This window comes from Myxococcus virescens (genome assembly GCF_900101905.1).
Taxonomy (GTDB): Bacteria; Myxococcota; Myxococcia; order Myxococcales; family Myxococcaceae; genus Myxococcus; species Myxococcus virescens.
Map to the genome: position 1 here is coordinate 389,374 of NZ_FNAJ01000003.1, position 19,793 is coordinate 409,166.

Below are 19,793 nucleotides of genomic sequence, written 5' to 3' on the forward strand. Positions count from 1 at the left end.
CGCCATGAACCTGACCGCCGACCCCGCCCTCACCAGCGCCGCCACCGGCGGCACGGTTTCCCCGCGCAACGACGCCACGCAGCTCGTGGCGCACGGGCAGGCCTACCTGTGTGGCCGCCCGCTGGGGGAGATCCTGCGCGCCATCGTCCCCTCGCTCACCGAGGAGAAGCTCCAGGAGGCGCTCGCCATCCAGGACGAGAAGGGGCAGCGCATTGGCGAGGCCCTCGTGGGGATGAAGGCGGTCTCCGAGGAGGACGTGGCCAAGGCCCTGGGGCACCAGTTGGACCTGCCCTACCTGGCGCGCATCTTCGCCGAAGAGGTGGACGCGGAGCTCGTCAAGCGCATCCCCATCAACTTCGCCAAGCAGTCGCGCATCCTCCCGCTGTCCCTGGAGGGTGACACGGTGGCGGTGGCGGTGGCGGACCCGCTGGACACCGCCGCGCTGGACCACGTGCGCGTGCTGCTGGGCCAGAGCGTCAGCCAGCGCATCGCGCTGGGCTCCACCATCACCGACGCCATCAACAGCGTCTACGACCGCTCCGTCAACGAGACGGAACAGCTCGTGGACGAGATGGAAACGCAGGACCTGGACGCCATCGCCCACGAGCTGGACGAGCCCAAGGACCTGCTCGACGAGGACGACGAGGCGCCCGTCATCCGGCTGGTGAACTCCGTGCTGTTCCGCGCCGCCAAGGAGCGCGCCAGCGATATCCACATCGAGCCGATGGAGCGCGAGCTGCTGGTGCGCTTCCGCGTGGACGGTGTGCTGCAGGAGGTCATCAAGCCGCCCAAGCGCTACCAGAACGCCATTGTCAGCCGCGTGAAGGTCATGGGGCAGCTCAACATCGCGGAGAAGCGCCTGCCGCAGGACGGCCGCATCCGCATCAAGCTGGCCGGCCGCGACATCGACATCCGTCTGTCCACCATCCCCACGTCCTTCGGCGAGCGCATCGTCATGCGTCTGCTGGACAAGACGGCGACGCTGCTGGACCTGGCGGAAATCGGCATGAGCCAGAAGACGCTCGAGTCGATGGAAGCCGTCATCAAGCGCTCGCACGGCATCATCCTGGTGACGGGCCCCACGGGCTCCGGCAAGACGACGACGCTCTACGGCGCCCTGTCGAAAATCAATACGCCCGACCTCAACATCCTCACCGTCGAGGACCCGGTCGAATACCAGCTCAAGGGCATTGGCCAGATGGCCATCAGCCCGAAGATTGGGCTGACCTTCGCCCAGGGGCTGCGCTCCTTCCTCCGCCAGGACCCGGACGTCATCATGGTCGGCGAGATTCGCGACAAGGAGACGGCGGAGATCGCCATCCAGGCCTCGCTGACGGGCCACCTGGTGCTGTCCACCGTCCACACCAACGACGCCGCCGGCGCCGTGACGCGTCTGGTGGACATGGGCGTGGAGCCCTTCCTCGTGGCGTCCTCGCTCACCGGCATCCTGGCCCAGCGACTGGTGCGCCGCGTGTGCCCGGACTGCCGCGTGCCCTACGAGCCCACCGACGCGGAGCTCAAGGAGCTGGGCCACACGGTGGCCTCCTTCAAGCAGCGCTACGGCGTGGACCGCATCTACAAGGCCGCCGGTTGCCCCTCCTGCAACCGCAACGGCTACCGCGGGCGAACCGGCATCTACGAGTTCCTCCCCGTCGATGACGACGTGCGCCAGCTCGTGCTGAAGAACGTGGATGCCTCCACCATCAAGCGGTCCGCCACGTCCAAGGGCATGACGACGCTGCTGGATGACGGCGCGCGGAAGATTGCCCTGGGCGAGACGACCATCGCCGAGGTGCTCAGCATCACCCAGGAGGACATGTAGCCGACAGCTCCTCCCTGGGAGGGGCCGGGGTTCCTGAACCATGCCGGTCTTCGAGTACAGAGGTCTCAATTCCGCGGGCAAGCAGATCAAGGGCCTGCTCGAGGCGGACTCCCCCAAGACGCTGCGGTCCAAGCTGCGCGCCGACGGCATCTTCCTCACGGATGTGCTGGCCCAGGCCGAAGGCAGCCGCGCCGCCGTGGCCAAGGGCACCAACGCGGCGCTGGTGGCGCGCGACATCGACCTGCGCAAGCTGGGCCGGGGCCGCGTCAACACCGACGACGTGGCCATCTTCACCCGGCAGCTCTCCACGCTGCTGGGTGCGGGCGTCACGCTGGTGGAGTCGCTCAGCGCGCTGGTGGACCAGGTGGAGAAGGAGCGCTTCAAGCGCGCCCTCTCCGACATCAAGCAGCGCGTCAATGAAGGCTCGTCCCTGGCGGAAGCCATGGGGCAGCACCCGAAAATCTTCCCCAGCATCTACGTGAACATGGTGCGCGCGGGTGAGGCCTCCGGCGCGCTGGACGCGGTGCTCACGCGCCTGGCGGACTTCACGGAGAACCAGGCCCGGCTGCAGCAGAAGATTCTCAGCACCATGCTCTACCCCGCCATCATGATGGTGGTGGGCGGCGGCATCCTCGTGGCCCTCATGGTCTTCGTGGTGCCGAAGGTGACGAAAATCTTCGAGACGATGAAGGCCACGCTGCCCCTGAGCACGCGCTTCCTCATCGCCTCCAGCAACTTCTTCCAGAGCTGGTGGTTCGTCCTGCTGCCAGCCATGGCCCTGGGCGTGGTCCTCTTCATGCGCTGGACGAAGAGCCCCTCGGGAAAGCCCAAGTGGGACCGCTTCACGCTCAAGGCCCCCGTGGTGGGCAACCTGGTGCGCCTGCTGTCCATCTCCCGCTTCGCCCGCACGCTGTCCACGCTGCTCAAGAGCGGCGTCCCGCTGCTGGCGGCCATGGACATCGTCAAGGCCATCATGACCAACACCGTCCTGGCGGAGGTCGTCGAGAAGGCCCGCGACTCCATCCGCGAGGGCGAGAGCATCGCCAACCCGCTGAAGCGCTCCGGGGAATTCCCTCCGCTGGTGTACCACATGGTCGCCATCGGTGAGCGCTCCGGCCAGCTGGAGGAGATGCTCACCAGCGTGGCGGACAACTACGAGACGCAGGTGAACGTGCGCATCAGCGCCCTCACCTCGCTGCTGGAGCCCCTCCTCATCGTGGTGATGGGCGCGGTGATTGCATTCGTCGCGCTCTCCATCCTGATGCCGATTCTGCAGGTGAACTCGGCCATCCGGTGAGGTGTGGCGGAATGATGAACGACATGGCGGACCGTTGGATTCAACGCGTCACCCTGGCGGCAATGGTCGCCATGGCGGCGGCGCTGCTGACCGTGGGGGCCCGGTTGTACGGTCCCCAGCAACCGCGCCCGCCCGCCGGTGCGGCGGACAGCGTCCGGACGCCCTGACAAGAAGACACGACGACACGAGGGTGGCCTGCCAGAAAGTCACCCGGGATGGAGAGCACACATGCGCCAGAGCCAGAAGCAGCAGAGGAAGCAGCGCCGCAACCGCGGCATGACGCTCATCGAAATCATGGTGGTCATCACCATCCTCGGTCTCATCGCCGCGGCGGTGGGCGTGGCCGTCATCCCGCAGTTGGAGGCCGCGCGCAGGGATCGCGCCGCGCTGGACATCAAGAACATCCAGGGCGCGATGAAGCTCTACTACACGAAGAAGGGGAAGTACCCGGACACGGCCTCCGGCCTGCAAGCGCTGGTGGAGGCGCAGGCGCTCGAGCAGATGCCCAAGGACCCCTGGAACAACGACTACGTCTACATCAACGAGGGCGGAAAGCCGGTCATCATCTCCTATGGCGCGGACGGCGCCTCGGGCGGTGAGGGCAACGACGCGGACATCTCCTCCGCGGACGCGGCGGCTTCCGCCAAGAAGTGACGAACAAGTCGCGCGCGACACACGTTGACAGGGCTTGGGCATGAACGAGCACGACGCCATTCCATCCCCGACGCCCTCGCACGAGGGGCCGGACCGCCGCCAGAGGCTGGGGCGGTTCCTCCTCGCGTTCGTCTTCGTGGCCGCCACGGGGCTCGCCTTCACGCTGGTCTACGTGACGGAGGACCGGACGCTGGACGCCAACCAGCGCCGGGCGCGCACGGACATCCGCCAGTTGGAGGGCATGTTCAAGTCCCACCACCGGCTGATGGGCCGCTTCCCCTCCCAGGCAGAGGGCTTCACGCCGCTCATCCAGGCCCGGCTCCTGGACCGCGTGCCGGAGGACCCCTGGGGCCACCCGTACGTGTACTGGATGGACGGCTCCACGGGCGCCGTCGTCTCCTATGGCGCGGACGGCAAGCCGGGCGGCACGGGGCCTGACGCGGACCTGAGCAGCGGCGGTGTGCTGGCCGCCGGTTGGGCGGATCCATGACGAAGCGGAGCCACCGCGCCCAGCGCGGCCTGACGCTCATCGAAATCTCCATCGCCATCATCATCGTCGCGATGCTGTTCTCCGCGGCGGTGATGGGCATCGGCTCCATCACCGGCGCCAAGGCCAAGGGCAGCGCGGGCGAGCTGGCGGGCCTCATCCGCTCGCTCTACGACTCGGCGGCGCTGCGAGGGCAGACGTGCCGGCTGGTCTTCGAGATTCCCGACCCCAAGAGCGAGCAGGCCACGCGCTATCACGCCGAATGCGCGGAGGGCGCCGTCACCACCGCGAGAGACCGCGACGAGACGCTGCGCGCGGAGAACAGCGAGCGCGAGCGCGCCGCGCGCAACCGGGGCAGCGGCAGCGGCCGTGACGAGCGGCGCAACTACCTGTCCGGCGGCAGCGGGACGAACGCCCCCAGCGCGCAGGAGCTGCTGGAGGGAGAGAAGCTGCGCGTGGAGAACGCGGCCCGCTTCTCCTCCTACACGTCCGAGGAGGTCCCCGCGCGTGAGCTGCCGGCGGACGTCAAGGTCTCCGTGTGGACGCGCAACCAGCGTCAGCCGGTGGAGAACGGCGTGGCGTACCTCTACTTCTTCCCGCAGGGCTACACGGAGAAGGCCTACGTCTACGTGCAGCAGGGAGACAACGTCTGGACGCTGGACGTGTCGCCGCTCACCGGCAAGGTGCAGATTGTCGCCGAGGCGCTGGAGGTGCCGCGATGAAGCGCGCCCAGGGTTTCACGCTGCTGGAAGTGGTGGTGGCGCTCGCCATCCTCGGGCTGGCGCTGATGGCCATCTTCGACCTCAACGCGGGCGCGGTGTCCAACCACGTCTACACCAAGCGCCTCACCGTGGCGTCGCTGCTGGCCCGGTCGAAGATGACGGACCTGGAGCAGGACCTCTACGACGACGGCTTCAGCCTGGACGACCAGGAGGAGTCCGGGGACTTCTCCGATGAAGGCTGGAACCAGTTCAAGTGGCGCGCGCGCATCATCGCGCCCAAGACGGACGGCGTGACGCCGGACCAGCTCATTGGCGCCATCTTCAACCTGCCCATTGGCGACAATGCCAGCGGTGATGACCCGCTGTCCGGGCTGGCGGGCCTCTTCGGAGGCGGCGCGGGCGGCAAGGACGGCGCGTCCTCCGGCGGCCCCCAGGCCGCGGGCCTGGGCGGCATGGGCGGCGCGGCCATGGGCATGGCCCAGCCCATGTTCACGCAGATGGTGGAGCAGATCACCCAGACGGTCCGCGAGGTGCACCTCACCGTCTACTGGCAGGAAGGCACGCAGGTGGAGAGCATCGACCTGGTGACCCACGTCGTGTCGCTCGGGCCGGGCTCGGACCGCAACGGCGGCGCCGCCGCGGCCCAGGGCGGAGGCTCCGACAACCAGTGGGTGACGCAGGACGGGCGGCCCGTGGCCAACCCCATCCCCGGCCCCAACGGCGTCATGTTGGATCCGACGACGCGCCAGCCCCTGCGCCGCATGTCCGACGCGCAGCAGGACCTGGGCGGCCGCCGGGGGAACATGGGCGGCGGCAGCCTGATGGGCAACCCGAGGCTTCCGGGCGGCTTCCGAGGGGCTCAATGATGCGGCGTCACACGCGAGGCTTCACGCTGATGGAGGTCATGGTGGCCGTCGCCATCACCGCCCTCATGGGCACGGTGGTGGCCATGGCCTTCCAGACGGGCCTGACAGCCAAGGAGACGGTGGAGGTGGACGCGGACCGCTACCGGCAGGTCCGCGTGGCCATGAACCGCATGGCGCGTGAGATTGGCTCCGCCTACGTCAGCGACCGCTACGACTCCACCCGCTTCCGGGACCAGAACGACCGGCCCAGCAACTTCGTGGGGGAGCGCGGCAAGCTGCTGTTCACCACCTTCTCGCACCAGCGCCTCTACACGGACGTGAAGGAGTCCGACCAGGCCATCGTCGAGTACTTCGTGGAGGCGTCGGAGGACCGGGAGGCCCGCGGCCGGCAGGACCTCAAGCGGCGCGTCAACGCGAACATCGACGAGCGCATGGAGCAGGGCGGCCACGTGGACGTGCTCTTCGAAGGCGTGAAGGAGCTGGAGTTCGCCTACTGGGATTCGGAGAAGAAGGAGTGGGACGACGAGTGGGACACGCGGCGGACCGAGCGCAAGTCCATCCTGCCCACCCGGGTGCGCGTGACGCTGACGGCGGTGGACGAAACGGGCAAGGAGGCCCGTTACGTCACCCAGGCCCGAATCATGCTCAACACGGAGCTGCCGAGGTACTGAGCCATGCCCCTGCCCTTCTTCCAGCAGACGCCCCGGCGGCGACGCACGCCCCAGCCCCGCCCGGCGCGGCGGGAGCGGCGCTCGCGCGGCGTGGCGCTCATCATCGCCATTGTCTCCATCGCCATCCTGACGGTGATTGCCACCGACTTCGCCTACAACAGCCGGGTGGACCTGCAGCTGGCGGCCAACCAGCGGGACGAAGTGCGCGCCTACTACATGGCGCGCTCGGGCATCGCGCTGTCCCGGCTGCTGCTGCGCTTCCAGAAGCAGGTGGACCAGACGCCCATCCCCAACCCGGCGGCCATCCTGGGGCAATTGGGCATCGGCGGCACGCCGCAAGCCGGGCAGGTGCAGCCCTCCTCGCTCAACATCCAGCTCTTCAAGATGGCGCGCGTGGACTGTCACATGCTCCGTGGGCTGGTGAAGAACGACGGCGCGGGTGGAGAGGTCTCCGCGCTGGAGCCCAAGCAGGACGACAACTTCAAGCTGGATGACGAGGACGCGGACCCGGCGGCGCGCGAGGTCGCCTCGCAGATGACCATGCGCTCCTTCGGCGGCTTCGAAGGCTGCTTCCTGGCCACCATCACCGACGAGGAAGAGAAGCTCAACGTGCACCGCCTCATCGCGGGCGCGGGTGACGCGCGGCCCACGGCGCTGCGGCTCATGGACATGATGGCGGACCCGCGCTTCGAGTTCCTCTGGGAGCGGGACGACGCGAACAAGGTGCGCAGCACGCCCCAGGACGTCCTCCTGGCCCTCAAGGACTGGGCGGACGACGACCGGACAGGCTCGGCGTTCAACCCGGTGGACCCGGTGAATCCGCTGCCGGGTGGGTTCTCGGATGAAGGCGCGGCCTACAGCCGTTATGAACCCGGCTATCAGCCCAAGAACGCGCGCTTCGACAGCGTGGACGAGCTGTACCGGGTCCACGGCGTCAACGACCAGTTCATGGCGGCGTTCCGGGATCGCCTCACCGTCTATCCAGACATCAACCGCCGGCCCAACATCAACACCGACGACCCGGTGATGATGGGGCTGGCCATCATGTCGGTGGCGGACCAGACGCGGCCGGATCCGCGCCTGAGGGACCCGGTGTTCCTCAACGAGCTCATCGAACGCGTGCGCGCCGCGCGCATGTTCAGCTTCTTCGGGATGTCCGTGCAGGACTTCGTCGCGGTGGTGGAAGCCGCGGGCATCCTGGTCGACCCGGCCGTGAAGTCCAACGTCGCGGGCAACCGGCTCGTGGGCGACAAGAGTCAGACATTCACCATCAAATCTGTGGGAGAAGCGGGCAGCGTGCAGAAGACGCTGACCGCCGTCATCCGGCTCGACGACACTCTGGGCCGGCTCCTGTACTGGAGAGAGGAATAGCATGGCCCGTATCCTTGGCCTGGACCTCGGCAGTCACGCCGTGAAGGGCGTGGTGCTGGAGGCGAAGACGAAGACGCACACCACCCATGGGTTCGCCGAGGTCCGGCGTGCCCAGGAGGGCGAGCGTGCCGACACGCTGCGAGCCGCGGTGCAGGAGCTGCTGGGCCAGCTCCCGCCGGGCAACGTGGACCAGATTGTCATCGCCCTGCCCGGCCCCGCGCTCACCACGCACGCGCTGAGCCTGCCCTTCTCCGACGCCAGGCGCATCGAGGCGACGCTGCCCTTCGAGGTCGGCAGCCAGCTGCCCTTCGACATCTCCGACGTCGTCTACGACTACCAGGTCGTGGGCCTGAAGGACGGCGAAGGCAAGGAGAAGGCCAGCGACCTGCTGGTGGGCGTGGTGCGCAAGGAAGAGCTGGCGGAGCTGCTGGCGCTGCTGTCCGAGCTGAAGGTGGACCCGCGCATCGTCACGCACCCGGGCCTGACCTACCAGAACCTGTTCCAGCAGCACCCGGGCCTCTTCCAGGGCACGGGTGAAGGCGGCGCGGTGGCGGTGGTGGACATCGGCCATGAGCGCACCTCCGTGTCGGTGGGCAAGCCCGGCGAGGGCGTCCAGTTCGCGCGCACCTTCTCCGGCGGCGGCAAGGACTTGAGCAAGGCGCTGGCGACGGAGTTCCAGACGTCGCTGGCGGAGGCGCACCACTGGAAGGAGCAGCACGGCGCGGTGGCCAGCGCGGCCCAGGGCCCGGACGCGGAGCGCGCGGCGGCGGCCTTCGTGCGCGGCCTGCAGCCGATGCTGCGCGAGCTGCGCCCCACCCTCAAGGCCTTCACGGCCCGCACCCGTCAGCAGGTGGGCGCGGTGGTGCTGTGCGGCGGCACCGCGAAGCTGCCGGGCATCGCCGAGCAGCTCTCCCGGGACTTGAATCTGCCGGTGCGGGTGCTGGCGCTGCCCGCGGACGCGAAGGCGATTCCCGCGGCGGAGCAGCCCGTGGCGGCCCAGGCGTATTCGCTGTCCCTGCGCGGCAACGCGGCGGGCGTGCGCGCGCCGCGCTTCAACCTGCGCCGGGGCGAGTTCGCCTTCAAGGGCGACTTCGACTACATGAAGGACAAGCTGGGGCTCCTGGCGTCCTTCGCGGCCACGCTCATCCTGCTGCTCATCGCGTTCGGGGTGGTGCGCAACTCCGTGCTGGCGCGGCGCGAGGCGCAGGTGGACGCCGTGCTGTGTGACACCACCCAGCGAATCCTGGGCCGGTGCGAGAAGGACTACAACCGCGCGCTCAACATGCTCGCGGGCGTGGAGAGCCCGGCGGCGGCGCTGCCCCGGCTGACGGCGGTCAACCTCCTGGCGGAGGTGACGGGGCGCGTTCCGGACGACATGCCGGTGAAGTTCACCCGCATCCAGATCGACCTGAGCCGCGTCATCCTCGAGGGTGAGACGGACTCCTCGAAGCAGATCGACACGCTGTCCAACGCCATCAAGAACCACGACTGCTTCAAGGACGTCCGGCAGGGCAAGGTGGAGAAGACGCGGGACGGCAGCAAGATGTCCTTCCGCCTGGACGTGCAGGTGCAATGCCCTGGTGAGCAGGGAGGAGAGAGCTGACCATGGCCAAGCTTCAGGAAGTCTTCGCCCCCATCCAGACGTGGTTCGAGCGGCTCAGCGACCGCGAGCGCCGCATGGTGTCCATCGCCGGCGCGGCGGTGCTGGTGTTCATCCTGTTCGCCGTGGTGATGACGTTCACCAACAGCGCGTCCGGGTACCGCAAGCGCACCGAGGAGAAGCTGGCCAAGCTGCAGGAAGTGAACACGCTGGCCGCCAGCTTCCGCGAGGCGCAGGCCAACCGTCAGTCGGTGGAGCAGCAGCTCACGTCCAGCAACGTGCAGCTCATCAGCTACATCGAGGACAAGGCGACGCTGGCCGGCCTCCAGGTGCCCAACATGACGCCCAAGGGCGAGGTGGGCATCGGCGACGGGAAAATCGTGGAGAGCGCCGTGGAGCTGACCTTCACGGACGTGGACCTGCGCAAGCTGACCGACTTCCTGCAGACGGTGGAGAGCGGCCCGGGCGTGGTGAAGGTGAAGCTGTTGCGCATCGAGCCGCGTCCCGCATCGGACACGCTGACGGCGTGGACCACTGTCGCCACCTACCGGATGAAGCCCTGACCCATGTCCACTGACTCCAAAGCCGCCCGCTGGAAGATTCTCCTCGGCTACGCCGCGTTCGCGGTGGTGGCCTTCGTCGTGGGCCTGCTCGTCACCTTCCCGTACGACGCCATCCGCAAGCGGCTGGTCAGCGAAGCGGCCCAGGCGGGGCTCGCGGTGCGCATCGGTTCGCTGCGGCCGGGCCTTGCGGGCATCACCGCCACCAACGTGCGCGTGAGCAAGCCGCCCCAGCCGCTGAGCGCGGACACGGTGGCGGCCCTCGCGCGGGGCGAAGGCATGCTGGGCGCCGCGGAGCTGGGCGAGCCACTGGTGCTGGACAGCGTGGCGCTGCGCCCCGCCCTCTTCCCGCCGGGCATCGCGCTGCGCGCCAGCGTCATGGGCGGCACGCTGAGCGCCTCCGTGGGCCTGCTGGGCGACACGCGCGTGAAGGTGACGGCGGAGGGGCTCCAGGCCTCCGGCGGCAACCTGCCGGCCTTCACCGGCATGGACCTGGACGGCGAGCTGAACGCGGCCCTGTCGCTGACGCTGCCCAAGAGCGGCGCGCAACCGGACCTGTCCCAGGCCAACGGCGAGCTGACGCTGGACACCCGGAACATGGTCATCAAGAGCGGCAAGGTGGCCATCCCCATGGGAGGTGGCACGGCGGTGCCCATGGACCTGCCGCAAATCGACCTGGGCGCCCTCACCGGGCGCATCCAGTTCGTCAAGGGACTGGGCACGGTGGAGTCGCTGCGCCTGAAGAGCAACGAGTTGGAGGCGGTGGCCACCGGCACGCTGAAGCTGGGCAAGCGGCTGGAGTACAGCGAGCCCGGCATGGATGTGAACATCAAGCTGGACCCGGAGTTCCAGAAGCGGCTGGGTCTGGTGGGCGCGGGCGTCACCATCCTCCCGCCGGACAAGACGGACCCCAGCTTCCGCGCCGCCCGGCTCGGCGGCTTCCTCAACCGGCCGACGTTCCTCCCGCGGCGCTGAGCGCCCGCTCCCCCGCGCCCGCCGCAGGGCGCGGGGTTGAAAGCCGAACACCAGGGCGTGTAAAGCGCTCTCAGGTGCTGGACTGCTGAGAGGGCTGGGATGCCGGAGCTGGTGTTCTTTCGTCGTGGCGAGGAGGTGTTGCGGGTGGGGGTGGACCGGGCACGGCTGGTGCTCGGGCGCGGCGAGCAGAGCGACGTCGCCATCCCGGACCCCGAGGTGAGCCGCCTCCAGGTCGCCCTGCTGTGGGACGGCGAGCGCTGCCGGGTGGAGGATTTGTCCGGCAAGGGCACCACCGTCGCCGGCCAGTCCATCACCCACGGCGAGCTGCCAGACGGCGCGGACCTGGCGCTGGGCCAATGGCGCGCGGTGTTCCGCATCAGCGGCGGCAGCGAAGGCGCGGACGTCACCACCGAGGTGGGCCACACGACGTCCGTCCAGTCCCGCGACACGCAGGCCCCGCGCTGGCAGCCCGCGCAGGTGCGGGTGAAGCAGGGCCTCAACGAGTCCGTGCACCGCTTCACAGGTGAAGGCTTCACCGCGGGCAAGGACGCCGGCTGCGACCTGGTGCTCCAGGACCGCTTCGCCTCCAGCCGGCACCTGAAGGTGACCCGGCGCGACAACACCTTCCACGTCGTGGACCTGCGCTCCACCAACGGGACGTGGATGGGCCCGGTGCGTGTCTTCGAGGCGGAAGTCCCGCTGCCCACCGTGCTGCGCGTGGGTGAGACGGAGCTGGTGCTGGAGCCCGCCGCGCCCACCACGCGCAAGGAGCCCACGTCCTTCCACGGCATCATCGGCAGCGACCCGTCGGTACGGCAACTCTCGGAGTTGATTGAGCGGGTGGCCCCGTCCTCCGCGGCGGTGACGATTCTGGGCGAGTCCGGCACCGGCAAGGAGCTGGTGGCCCGCGCCATCCACGCCTGCTCGCAGCGGGCGAACCGGCCGCTGGTGCCCGTCAACTGCGCGGCCATCTCCAAGGAGCTCATCGAGAGCGAGCTCTTCGGCCATGAGAAGGGGTCCTTCACCGGCGCCATGGGCGCGCGCAAGGGCGCCTTCGAGGAGGCCGACGGAGGCACCCTCTTCCTGGACGAGATTGGCGAGCTGCCGCTCGACTTGCAGGCGAAGCTGCTGCGCGCGCTGGAAGGCGGCGAAATCAAGCGCGTGGGCGCCAGCCGCCCGCAGACGGTGGACGTGCGCGTGGTGGCGGCCACCAACAGGGACTTGCTGGCGGCTGCGCGCGAGGGCCGCTTCCGCGAGGACCTGTACTACCGGCTCTGTGTCATCCCCCTGCACCTGCCGCCGCTGCGCAGCCGCAAGGCGGACCTGGGCTCGCTGGCCGAGCACTTCGTGCGCACCTACGCCCCGCGTGGCCAGTCCGTGCGCTTCACGCCCGCGGCCCTGGAGCGGCTCCAGCACCACGCGTGGCCGGGCAACATCCGCGAGCTGCGCAACGTGGTGCACCGCGCGCTGCTGCTGCGCAAGGGGCCCCTCATCGACGCGGGGGACATCTCCTTCGACCAGGAGCTGAACCGCGAGACGGGCATCGCCGTGCCGGAGCTGCCGCCGGGGATGACGCTGGAGCAGATGTTGGAGAAGCTGGAGCGTCAAATCGTCGAGGCGGCGCTGCGGCGGTACAACAACAACCGCGAGCGCGTGGCCCGTGAGCTGGGCGTGGCCCGCTCCACCCTCTTCAAGCGGCTGAAGGACTGGGGCCTCACGAAGCAGGACGAGCAGGAGTAGAGGCCGTCTTCCAGGGAGGTGGGGGTGTCAGCAGATGGACGCCCCCGCCCCGGGAAAATGTGGCCCACGGTGCATGGCCCTGAAGGGCGATAGACCCTTCTGGCGGCTCATTCGTTCCATGTCCTGTACGTCCACCCCGGCGTGTCAGGAGAGCCCCCGTCATGCACGCATGCGCGCTTCCGCCGCTGTCCGAGTTGTATACCGAGCACCGTCCTCGCGCGTTGGCCATTGCCCGACGCATCGTCGGTGATACCGCCGACGCTGAAGACGTGGTGCAGGACGTCTTCGCCCGGCTCGCCCGCCGCGCCCCCGGCTACGGTGGCCGCGCGGCGTGGAGCACCTGGCTGCACCGGGTCATGGTGAACAGCAGCATCAACTGGCTGCGGGCGCGCAAGCGCCGAGACCGGCTGAGCCACGACGTCCAGGAGCCCCTGTCCCCCGAAGCCCTCGCCGTGGGCGCGGAGATGGAGCGCCACTTCGGTGAGGCGATGGAGGACATCAACGAGCAACAGCGCCAGGTGCTCTACCTGCGCGAGGTGCGCGGCCTGAGCTACCCGGAAATCGCCCGGCTGCTGCGCATCCCCGAAGGCACGGTGAAGAGCACGCTCCACCGCGCCCGCCAGCGCACGCTCTCCCTGATGGAAGAGCGCGGCCAGCAGCCCTGAGGGCCCGGGACGGGCTCAGTCCTCGCTCTTCGAGCCGACGAACTGGTCCGCCTTCTCCTTGAAGAGGACGTTGAAGCTGGTGAGCGAGCCGTAGACGCGGGTGATGTAGCTCTGCATCTCCACCTTCTCCGCGTCCGACAGCTTCGGGTGCGCGTTGAGCTTCTGCTCCAGCACCCGGAGCCTGTCGCGCACCATGACGACCTTGTGGAACAGGCTGTCGATGGGCAGGTCCTTGGGCTGCAGCTCGGTGTTGGCGGGCACCAGCCGCATCGTGCCGCCCTCCCACTTGTTGGCCAGGGGCGGCGCGTCCAGCAAGCCGGACGCCTCCCGGAAGATGTCCATCAGCTCTTCACGCGTCATGCTCAACCCTTCCAGGTCCACCACGGCGTTGGGGTCCGCGCGACGCCGCACCACCACCGGCGCCACGCTGCGCGCGGTCCGCTCGCGCGCGGGTGCAACCGCCGAGGGGGCCGCGCTTCCCCGAGGCGTGTACTTGTCGCAAATGGGCGCGGACGGGGGAAAGTTGCCCCGCCACGAGTGCAGCCGGCACGCGCCCACCCAGCCCCGGCGCTCATCCACCGACTGCGGGCTGAACAGCTTGCAATTGCCACACACGCGCTCTTCCGGCTTGAAGACCGGAAAAGGAAGCGAGCCGTCCCCCGCGTCCGACATCAGCGCGTCTCCCCCGCCACCGGCGGGCCCTTGCGCACGCCCAGCTCGCGCAGCAGCGCATCCGCGTCCTCCACCTGGTCCAGCATCCAGAGGATGTAGCGCACGTCCACGTTGACGTTGCGAGCCACGTCCGGGTTGTAGCCGAAGTCGTTGGCCACGTTCTCCCAGACGCGGTCGAAGTTGACGCCCACGAGCTGGCCCTTGCCGTTGACGGTGGGGCTGCCGGAGTTGCCGCCGGTGGTGTCCGCGTCCGACAGGAAGTTCACCGGGATGTCCTTCAGCTTCTTGTCCTGCCACGCGCCAAAGCGCTTCGCCTCGGCGACCTTGGCGACCTTCTCCGGGACGTCGAAGGGCTCCTCGCCGGTGTGCTTGGCCAGCATGCCCGACAGCGTCGTCTGCGGCGTGTAGATGGCGCCGTCCCGCGGCGCGTAGCCCTGCACCTTGGCGAAGCTGACGCGCAGCGTGCTGTTGGCGTCGGGGGCCACCGGCTTGCCCGCGTGCGCCAGCACCGCCTTGCGCCACTCCGGCCGCAGCCGCAGCGCGGCGCCCTGGCGCTTGTCCTTCACCTCGTCGAGCGCGGCCTGCTCCTTCGCCAGGTCCAGGCCGAACGCGAGCAACGGGTCCTTGCGCGCCTCGAGCTGGCCCACCGACTCGGTGGCCATCTTCATGCGCTCGTCCAGCGTCAGCACCTTGGTGCCCGCGTACATGGCGTCAATCTTCGCCAGGACGTCCTTCTCCGAGAACGTCTTGCCAAAGTGCTTGTCCACCGCGGCGATGCGCTCACCGGCGCCCAGCGCCTGCGCGCGGCGCACGAAGGCCAGCAGCAGCTGACGCTCGGCGGGGAGGAACAGGTTCTTCTGCTCGCGCTCCAGCCGGTCCTTGATGCGGACGTGCTCGCGCTCCATGTACTCCGGGCGGCGCTCCAGGTCCGGCTTCGCGCGCTCCGCGGCCAGCCGCGACACCACCACCGCCAGGGCCGGGCCCCGCGCCAGACGCGACGACGCGGCCAGGAGGAACTCACGCTCGAAGGACTTCGCGATGGCGGACTGCTCGACGAGCAGCGCGGCCCGCGCGTCCAGCGCCGGCTGCCACTTCGCGCCGGCCTTCTTGGCCCACACCGCGACGGCGGCTTCCGCCTCGCGCTGCTTCTCCACGATGTGGCCGCGCTTCAGGCCGGCGAGCTGACCGCCCGAGTTCTTGTAGACGTTGTGCAGGCCCTTGAGCTGCGAGGCGGTGGCAATCTTGCCCGCGGGGTCCTTCTCCCCTTCCGCTTCGAGGATGCGGATGGCCTCGCCGAACACGTCGCGCATGCGCGGGTAGAGGCGGGACTGGCGCTCGGCCATCTCCTCCGCGAGCAGCGCGCGGTACGTCATGCCCGGGTAGCCCAGCACCATGACGAAGTCATTGGGCTTCACGCCCTGGGTGGCCAGCGGGAAGAAGAACTCCGCCTTGTAGGGGACGTTCTTGTCGCTGTACGGCGCGGAGGTGCCGTCCGGCGCGGTGTACGCGCGGAGGATGGCGAAGTCACCGGTGTGGCGCGGCCACATCCAGTTGTCCTCCTCGCCGCCGTACTCACCCACCGCGCGCGGCGGCGCGTAGACGAGCCGCACGTCGGTGAGCTCCACCGCGTCCACCAGCGTGTAGTTGACGCCGCCATCGAAGGTGGCGACCTGGCAGCGGGTCGCGGGGCGCTTCTCGCACTCGGCGACCAGTTCCTTCTGCTTCCGCTCGATGGCCTTGTAGCGCGTGATGTCGTCCGCGTCCGCGGGCACCGCGGCGAGCACCGTCTTCGTCACATCGGTGAAGCTGCGCGGGACCTGGACGCGGGAGCCCTTGCCGGGCAGTTCGTCCTCGCGCTTGGAGGCGAGGAAGCCCTGGGTGATGAGGTCACGCTGCGGCGTGCTGTGCTCCTGGATGACGCCGAAGGCACAGTGGTGGTTGGTGATGACCAGTCCCGAGGCGGCGATGAACGCGCCCGAGCACCCGCCGACGTTGACCGCGCCCGCGAGCAGGCCGGTGCCACGCTTCGGGTCCCAGAGCTTCTTGGGGGAGACCTGGAGGCCCTGGGCGCGTAGCCACGCCGGGTCCAGCTCCAGGACCTGCTGGGGAGTCCACTTGCCTTCCCCGGCCAGAGCGGGGGCAGCCACGAGCGACAGAAGGAGGAGCGTCTTCTTCATGGTGTCCTCTCCCTACTCCGTCCGGCGCCCGCAAGCGAATCCCTTCGCCGTGACGCTTCGCGGCCAGGAGGCCGGGCTTTTTCGTGGAAGACGAACCCGGATTAAGTGTTGGGGTGTCCCAGGAGGGGAGCGACCGATGCGGACCGCCAGCGGTGCACAGCTCGATTTCGGCCGGTTGGCCCTGCTCGCCCTCATGCTGGGGGTGGGCTGGTATTTCTGGGATTCACCCGCCCTGTGGCCCATGAAGGTGCTGGTGGTGATGATGCATGAGAGCGGGCATGCCCTGGCGACGCTGCTGGTGGGCGGCTCCGTGGACCGCATCCACCTGGCGGCCAACGAATCGGGCTCCTGCCTGTCTCGCCTGCCGCCCGGGCTGTTCGCCAAGGTGGCCGTCTACTCCGGGGGGTACCTGGGCAGCGCGGTGGCGGGCGCGGGGCTGATGCTGGCCACCTTCCGCTTCCGGCTCCGCCGCTGGGTGCTGGGCACTGCCAGCGTGTGGCTCACCGTCATGGGCCTGGTGTACGCGGGGGACGGCTTCACCCTGCTCTTCTGCCTGGGCACGGCCGTGGTGCTGGCCCTGGGCGCGAAGTTCCTGCCGGATGGGGTGGTGGACGCGCTGAACCTGTTCATCGCGGCCTTCACGGCGCTGTATGCGCTGTTCGATTTGCGCTCGGACTTGTGGAACAGCGCGGTGCGCTCGCAGAGTGACGCGGCGCTCCTGGCGGACCTCACCTACGTGCCCGCGGTGGTGTGGGCGGCGCTGTGGTCGCTGATCGCCATCGGACTGCTGGCGGTGGCGGCGTACACGTCCCTGCACGCCAGGCCCAAGGGGCTCCAGATGCCTTCCATCACGGCGCGGGCGCGGCGGGTGTAGCGCCTCCGGCTATCGGCCACGCGATAGACTTCTCCGATGATGCGGACATTTCTGGTCTCTGCATTCTCGGTGCTCGCGCTGACTTTTCTGGGGTGCTCCAGCGCCGCGAGGATGCCCGCGCCCGAGGCCTGGGAGTCCGCGGAGGAGATGTGCACCACCGCTGATGATGCCCATTGCGGCTCACTCCTGTGTCATGGCGACGCGTGCGGAATCTATCGCTGCGAAGACGTGCCTGGAGCTGTGGAACTGGCGCGCTTCCCGCCTGCGCGTCCTCCCGTGGCGGCTGCGGCGCCTGGGCGCGGTCCCCGGAGGAATTGGGGAGGAGGCCAGAACCTTCCACGGGGCGCCGTCATGGTGTTCCCCAACTGGAACGGCGCTGCCGGCTGGGTGGTGCCACCTTCACGTTGGCTCACAGCCGGGCGGTGGGAGAAGCACCACATCTTCCCCCAGGCCAGAGACCTGGCGGAGTGGTTCAGGGATAGAGGGCTCAGGATTCACGACTACACACTTCCGATTCCTCGAGACATTCATCAGCGGATTCACAAAGGGGGAGAGAGTGGCGGGGCATGGAACCGAGCCTGGCGCGAGTTCAGACTCCGCAATGAGAACGCAAGCCCCGAGGAGATCTTCAAGCACGCGGGCGAACTCATCTACCGCTTCCAGCTCATGGGCGGGCCCATTCGCGCCTACCATTCCAAGCCAGGTACTTGAGAGATTGAGTGCATGATGCGGTTCTTCTGGATACGCGAGGAGCGGACTCCGTCCTTCAACGGCAGCTTCGACGCCACACACAAGTGGCGCCTGCCCGGCGTGAAGTGCGATGCCTGTGGAGTCACGTGGGGTGGGGCCGGGCACCAGTACCCAGGGGTGGACCTGTCTCACGTGCCCGAGCGGTCACGCTTCGTGCGGCCCTGGCCTGTTCTCGTTTCGGAGCTCGCGCAACTGCGAGAGCTGGTTCGCCCCTGGGTGCCCCCTGGCGTGCCACTTCCGCCAGGCACGCATCTGGGGCCTCTTGAAGGCACAGCCTCTGGGCGATTCGGCCCGCTGACGTCACAGGGGGACATTCTGTGGGTCGTGCGACGGGATGCCCTCGAGCGACTTCAAGCAGAAGGAATCAGAGGGCTGCTCGGCTGCAAGACAGAATTGAGGTTTCGCCAGAAGGAGCCGCCGGAGTTGCTTGAACTCCAAATCGAACCGCGCGGCCGGCTCCATGCGGGCTGCCTTCCCTCCGACCTCGCTCCGCCATGCGACGCCTGCGGTCGGGTCGCGCTTCGATTGCCGGACGCGCCCCTTCTCGACGCAGCATCCCTGCCCATCGACCGCGATGTCTTCCGCGTAGGGGACTACGCCACTGTCATCGTTTGCACCGAACGGTTCATGGAGACAGTGCGCAAGCTCGGTCTGGAAGGAATGGCCTTTCGCGAGATTCCCACACGCGGATGACGCTGGAGTCTCCCGCCATTCAGCGGCCCTCCATCACGGCGCGGGCGCGGCGGGTGTCGCACCCGGAGGGCCGGACGGCGTCGCGCCGGGCACAGCGGCCCCTCCCACAGTCGCACGGATGCGCCCCGTGGGTTGTCGCGTGAAGGCTGCCGCCTCATATCGAGGCCTCCGGCCCGTCCTGTCCCGTCCACCTCCGAGCCCGCCGGCCATCCAGCCCGCGAGCGGCTCCGGACGCGGCACGAGGAGAGACGATGAAACATCCTGGCACGTGGCGCGCGTGGCTTCGCGGCGGACTCCTGCTGACCAGCGTATGCGCCGTGGGCGGCACGGTCGCCATCCAGGCCGGGTGCGCGTCCACGCCTGACAGCGCGGCCCGCGAGGGCATCTCCCTGTCGCCCACTCCGCTCTACGGCAAGTTCGTCTGGCACGACCTCGTCACCGACAACCCCGCCGCCGCGAAACGCTTCTATCGCGACCTGTTCGGATGGGAGTTCGTGGACATCCGAGGCGGCCTCCGCCCCTACTCCCTCATCCGCGCCCAGGGGCGCTGGATTGGCGGCATCGTCCATCCGGCGAACGCCGCCGAGAAACGCGAAGGCGCGCTGTGGCTCGGCTACCTCTCCGTGCCCGACGTGGACCGCGCCGTCACCGAAGTCAGCGCGCGCGGCGGAAAGGCGCTCGACGGCCCCATCGACGTGCGGAACATCGGCCGGGCCGCCGTGGTCGCCGACCCGCAGGGCGCGGCGGTGGGCTTCGTGCGCTCCCGGCCCGGAGACCCGGCCGACACGGGCGTGCCGGATGAGGGCCAGTTCTTGTGGATGGAGTACCTGGCCCAGGACCCCGTCGCCGCGGCGGACTTCTACAAGGAACTCCTGGGCTACGAGGTCCGCGAACGCCCACTCGGCGGCGGGCCGCACTATGTCCTCGCCCAGGGGCAGCATCCCCGAGGCGGCGTGCTGGCCAACCCGGTGAAAGGCGCGCGCCCCAACTGGCTCACCTATGTCCGCGTGAAGGACCCCGCGGCACTCGCGTCACGGGCCCAGGCCCTGGGTGGCCGCGTGTTGATGGCCCCGCGTCCGGACGCACGGGGTGGCTCGCTCGCGCTCATCGCCGACCCGAGCGGCGCCGTGCTCGCGCTCCAGCGCTACCCCTTCGAATCGTCCAAGTCCGCAACGGCGCCGTGATGCGCCACCCTGG

General features: G+C 69.0%; 20 protein-coding genes. 18 read left to right on the forward strand and 2 right to left on the reverse strand.

What is annotated here, in order from left to right; translation table 11 throughout:
- The first annotated feature begins 4 nt into the window (after positions 1-4).
- The 14 genes from gspE to BLU09_RS11965 all read left to right on the forward strand — a co-directional run bounded on the left by gspE (position 5) and on the right by BLU09_RS11965 (position 13,430).
- Positions 5-1,822, forward strand: coding sequence for a type II secretion system ATPase GspE (gene gspE, locus BLU09_RS11905; protein ID WP_090489378.1), 1,818 nt, complete (start codon positions 5-7; stop codon positions 1,820-1,822).
- 40 nt (positions 1,823-1,862) lie between these two features.
- Positions 1,863-3,119, forward strand: a complete 1,257-nt coding sequence (gene gspF, locus BLU09_RS11910) for a type II secretion system inner membrane protein GspF (protein WP_090489380.1) — start codon at positions 1,863-1,865, stop codon at positions 3,117-3,119.
- A gap of 11 nt (positions 3,120-3,130) precedes the next feature.
- Positions 3,131-3,286, forward strand: coding sequence for a hypothetical protein (locus BLU09_RS38730; RefSeq protein WP_162295072.1), 156 nt, complete (start codon positions 3,131-3,133; stop codon positions 3,284-3,286).
- A gap of 61 nt (positions 3,287-3,347) precedes the next feature.
- On the forward strand, positions 3,348-3,773 hold the full coding sequence (gspG, locus tag BLU09_RS11915; protein ID WP_090489382.1) for a type II secretion system major pseudopilin GspG: 426 nt from the start codon (positions 3,348-3,350) through the stop codon (positions 3,771-3,773).
- A 40-nt stretch (positions 3,774-3,813) separates the two neighbouring features.
- Entirely contained in the window at positions 3,814-4,263 is a 450-nt protein-coding gene (locus BLU09_RS11920) for a type II secretion system protein GspG (RefSeq protein WP_186817716.1), read from the forward strand.
- Positions 4,260-4,982, forward strand: a complete 723-nt coding sequence (locus BLU09_RS11925; RefSeq protein ID WP_174256948.1) for a prepilin-type N-terminal cleavage/methylation domain-containing protein — start codon at positions 4,260-4,262, stop codon at positions 4,980-4,982. Before BLU09_RS11920 ends, BLU09_RS11925 begins: the two co-directional genes overlap by 4 nt.
- Entirely contained in the window at positions 4,979-5,848 is an 870-nt protein-coding gene (locus BLU09_RS11930) for a type IV pilus modification PilV family protein (protein WP_090489388.1), read from the forward strand. Before BLU09_RS11925 ends, BLU09_RS11930 begins: the two co-directional genes overlap by 4 nt.
- Entirely contained in the window at positions 5,848-6,519 is a 672-nt protein-coding gene (locus BLU09_RS11935; RefSeq protein WP_090489931.1) for a type II secretion system protein GspJ, read from the forward strand. Before BLU09_RS11930 ends, BLU09_RS11935 begins: the two co-directional genes overlap by 1 nt.
- Before the next feature lie 3 nt (positions 6,520-6,522).
- Entirely contained in the window at positions 6,523-7,890 is a 1,368-nt protein-coding gene (locus BLU09_RS11940; RefSeq protein WP_090489390.1) for a type II secretion system minor pseudopilin, read from the forward strand.
- A gap of 1 nt (position 7,891) precedes the next feature.
- Positions 7,892-9,493, forward strand: a complete 1,602-nt coding sequence (pilM, locus tag BLU09_RS11945; protein WP_090489391.1) for a pilus assembly protein PilM — start codon at positions 7,892-7,894, stop codon at positions 9,491-9,493.
- A 2-nt stretch (positions 9,494-9,495) separates the two neighbouring features.
- Positions 9,496-10,053 (forward strand): type II secretion system protein GspM, encoded by a 558-nt coding sequence (gspM, locus tag BLU09_RS11950; RefSeq protein ID WP_090489394.1) that lies wholly within the window; start codon positions 9,496-9,498, stop codon positions 10,051-10,053.
- Positions 10,054-10,056: 3 nt separating this feature from the next.
- On the forward strand, positions 10,057-11,025 hold the full coding sequence (gene gspN / locus BLU09_RS11955; protein WP_090489396.1) for a type II secretion system protein GspN: 969 nt from the start codon (positions 10,057-10,059) through the stop codon (positions 11,023-11,025).
- Between the two features lie 99 nt (positions 11,026-11,124).
- On the forward strand, positions 11,125-12,765 hold the full coding sequence (locus BLU09_RS11960; RefSeq protein ID WP_090489398.1) for a sigma 54-interacting transcriptional regulator: 1,641 nt from the start codon (positions 11,125-11,127) through the stop codon (positions 12,763-12,765).
- Positions 12,766-12,926: 161 nt separating this feature from the next.
- A complete protein-coding gene (locus BLU09_RS11965; protein ID WP_011552571.1) occupies positions 12,927-13,430 on the forward strand; it encodes an RNA polymerase sigma factor in 504 nt (167 codons plus the stop codon).
- Positions 13,431-13,445: 15 nt separating this feature from the next.
- Here the strand turns inward: BLU09_RS11965 and BLU09_RS11970 are convergent, their stop codons facing one another.
- Positions 13,446-14,102 (reverse strand): hypothetical protein, encoded by a 657-nt coding sequence (locus tag BLU09_RS11970; RefSeq protein WP_090489400.1) that lies wholly within the window; start codon positions 14,100-14,102, stop codon positions 13,446-13,448.
- A complete protein-coding gene (locus tag BLU09_RS11975; RefSeq protein ID WP_090489402.1) occupies positions 14,102-16,279 on the reverse strand; it encodes a S46 family peptidase in 2,178 nt (725 codons plus the stop codon). The genes BLU09_RS11970 and BLU09_RS11975 overlap by 1 nt, the downstream gene beginning before the upstream one ends.
- Positions 16,280-16,415: 136 nt before the next feature.
- Here BLU09_RS11975 and BLU09_RS11980 point away from each other — a divergent pair, with 136 nt between their 5' ends.
- The 4 genes from BLU09_RS11980 (at position 16,416) to BLU09_RS11995 (ending at position 19,780) form a co-directional block, all read left to right on the forward strand.
- On the forward strand, positions 16,416-17,153 hold the full coding sequence (locus BLU09_RS11980) for a M50 family metallopeptidase (RefSeq protein WP_011552568.1): 738 nt from the start codon (positions 16,416-16,418) through the stop codon (positions 17,151-17,153).
- A gap of 39 nt (positions 17,154-17,192) precedes the next feature.
- On the forward strand, positions 17,193-17,864 hold the full coding sequence (gene sitA6, locus BLU09_RS11985; RefSeq protein WP_444543210.1) for a SitA6 family polymorphic toxin lipoprotein: 672 nt from the start codon (positions 17,193-17,195) through the stop codon (positions 17,862-17,864).
- 12 nt (positions 17,865-17,876) lie between these two features.
- Positions 17,877-18,596 carry a SitI6 family double-CXXCG motif immunity protein gene (gene sitI6, locus BLU09_RS11990; protein WP_090489406.1) on the forward strand — a complete coding sequence of 240 codons (720 nt, stop codon included), beginning with the start codon at positions 17,877-17,879 and terminating at the stop codon, positions 18,594-18,596.
- Positions 18,597-18,847: 251 nt separating this feature from the next.
- Positions 18,848-19,780: a VOC family protein gene (locus BLU09_RS11995; protein ID WP_090489408.1), complete on the forward strand. Its 933-nt coding sequence runs from the start codon at positions 18,848-18,850 to the stop codon at positions 19,778-19,780.
- Positions 19,781-19,793 lie beyond the last annotated feature (13 nt).

Excerpts from the sequence above, each read along its gene's own strand:
- sitI6 (WP_090489406.1), top strand. The coding sequence starts at position 17,877 with ATGATGCGGTTCTTCTGGATACGCGAGGAGCGGACTCCGTCCTTCAAC.
- sitA6 (WP_444543210.1), top strand. The coding sequence starts at position 17,193 with ATGCGGACATTTCTGGTCTCTGCATTCTCGGTGCTCGCGCTGACTTTT.
- gspN (WP_090489396.1), top strand. The coding sequence starts at position 10,057 with ATGTCCACTGACTCCAAAGCCGCCCGCTGGAAGATTCTCCTCGGCTAC.
- BLU09_RS11980 (WP_011552568.1), top strand. The coding sequence starts at position 16,416 with ATGCGGACCGCCAGCGGTGCACAGCTCGATTTCGGCCGGTTGGCCCTG.
- BLU09_RS11965 (WP_011552571.1), top strand. The coding sequence starts at position 12,927 with ATGCACGCATGCGCGCTTCCGCCGCTGTCCGAGTTGTATACCGAGCAC.
- BLU09_RS11975 (WP_090489402.1), bottom strand. The coding sequence starts at position 16,279 with ATGAAGAAGACGCTCCTCCTTCTGTCGCTCGTGGCTGCCCCCGCTCTG.
- BLU09_RS11925 (WP_174256948.1), top strand. The coding sequence starts at position 4,260 with ATGACGAAGCGGAGCCACCGCGCCCAGCGCGGCCTGACGCTCATCGAA.
- BLU09_RS38730 (WP_162295072.1), top strand. The coding sequence starts at position 3,131 with ATGATGAACGACATGGCGGACCGTTGGATTCAACGCGTCACCCTGGCG.
- BLU09_RS11935 (WP_090489931.1), top strand. The coding sequence starts at position 5,848 with ATGCGGCGTCACACGCGAGGCTTCACGCTGATGGAGGTCATGGTGGCC.
- pilM (WP_090489391.1), top strand. The coding sequence starts at position 7,892 with ATGGCCCGTATCCTTGGCCTGGACCTCGGCAGTCACGCCGTGAAGGGC.
- gspE (WP_090489378.1), top strand. The coding sequence starts at position 5 with ATGAACCTGACCGCCGACCCCGCCCTCACCAGCGCCGCCACCGGCGGC.
- gspM (WP_090489394.1), top strand. The coding sequence starts at position 9,496 with ATGGCCAAGCTTCAGGAAGTCTTCGCCCCCATCCAGACGTGGTTCGAG.
- BLU09_RS11995 (WP_090489408.1), top strand. The coding sequence starts at position 18,848 with ATGAAACATCCTGGCACGTGGCGCGCGTGGCTTCGCGGCGGACTCCTG.
- BLU09_RS11930 (WP_090489388.1), top strand. The coding sequence starts at position 4,979 with ATGAAGCGCGCCCAGGGTTTCACGCTGCTGGAAGTGGTGGTGGCGCTC.
- gspG (WP_090489382.1), top strand. The coding sequence starts at position 3,348 with ATGCGCCAGAGCCAGAAGCAGCAGAGGAAGCAGCGCCGCAACCGCGGC.
- BLU09_RS11960 (WP_090489398.1), top strand. The coding sequence starts at position 11,125 with ATGCCGGAGCTGGTGTTCTTTCGTCGTGGCGAGGAGGTGTTGCGGGTG.
- BLU09_RS11920 (WP_186817716.1), top strand. The coding sequence starts at position 3,814 with ATGAACGAGCACGACGCCATTCCATCCCCGACGCCCTCGCACGAGGGG.
- BLU09_RS11940 (WP_090489390.1), top strand. The coding sequence starts at position 6,523 with ATGCCCCTGCCCTTCTTCCAGCAGACGCCCCGGCGGCGACGCACGCCC.
- BLU09_RS11970 (WP_090489400.1), bottom strand. The coding sequence starts at position 14,102 with ATGTCGGACGCGGGGGACGGCTCGCTTCCTTTTCCGGTCTTCAAGCCG.
- gspF (WP_090489380.1), top strand. The coding sequence starts at position 1,863 with ATGCCGGTCTTCGAGTACAGAGGTCTCAATTCCGCGGGCAAGCAGATC.